Genomic DNA, 838 nt, shown 5'->3' with positions numbered 1-838 from the left:
GGCGTCTGTTTCGACTGCGTCGCGACCGTCAACGGGGTACCGGATGTCCGCCTGTGCCGCCGGCCCGCTCGCGACGGCGACACCGTCACCAGTCAGAGCCGAGCCGAGCGGGGTGCTCGATGAACCGGCACGTGGTGGTGATCGGCGGCGGTCCGGCGGGGACCGCGGCGGCCGCGGCGGCACTGAACCAGGGCGCGCGCGTCACGCTCATCGATTCCAACGAGGCCTTGGGCGGCCAGTACAACCGGCGCATTCCCGCCGCCTTCGGGATCCGGCGGCCGCTGGCCATCGGCCACGGATACGCCGCCGCCGAGCGGCGGGCGCGACTGCTGCTCGAGCATCCGCGCTGCGAGTATCTCGCCCGGGCGGCGGTGTATCACCTCGAGCGACATCCCGAAGGCGGTTGCCCCACAGTGCGATTGCTGATCGGAGTCGAGGGCGAGCGGCGAACTCACCGCGAGGTGCGCGGCGACGCGCTGATCATCGCGACCGGAGCCTACGACCGGGTGTGCCCCTTCCCCGGCTGGGACCTGCCCGGGGTCTACACCGCGGGCGCGGCACAGACGCTGGTGAAGACCCAGCGGCTGCTCATCGGCCGATCGGTGCTGGTATCGGGCACCGGCCCCTTCCTGCTGCCCGTCGCGCACTCGCTGGCACAGGGCGGCGCCGAGGTCCGGGCGGTGCTGGAAGCGAATCCGGCCCGCCGGATTCTGCGGCACTGGGCCGCCCGGCCCTGGGAGCTGCGGCACAGCGCGGGCAAGGCGGCCGAACTGGTCGAGTACGCGAGTTCCGGTCTGCGCCACAGGATTCCGCTGCGCACCTCGAGCGCGGTGATCGC

The 838-nt window shown here is 72.8% G+C and carries 2 protein-coding genes; both read left to right on the top strand.

What is annotated here, in order from left to right; all coding sequences use genetic code 11:
* Nucleotides 1-123, top strand: a 123-nt coding sequence (locus tag ON43_RS46940) for a 2Fe-2S iron-sulfur cluster-binding protein (protein WP_174416527.1), incomplete at its 5' end; no start/stop codon positions are given.
* Nucleotides 120-838 (top strand): FAD-dependent oxidoreductase (locus ON43_RS35110; protein ID WP_040814584.1); only part of this gene is annotated, 719 nt, incomplete at its 3' end. The genes ON43_RS46940 and ON43_RS35110, both read left to right, overlap by 4 nt.

Source organism: Nocardia concava NBRC 100430 (assembly GCF_000308815.1).
GTDB lineage: Bacteria > Actinomycetota > Actinomycetes > Mycobacteriales > Mycobacteriaceae > Nocardia > Nocardia concava.
This window is presented reverse-complemented; position numbering and strand designations above follow the sequence as displayed.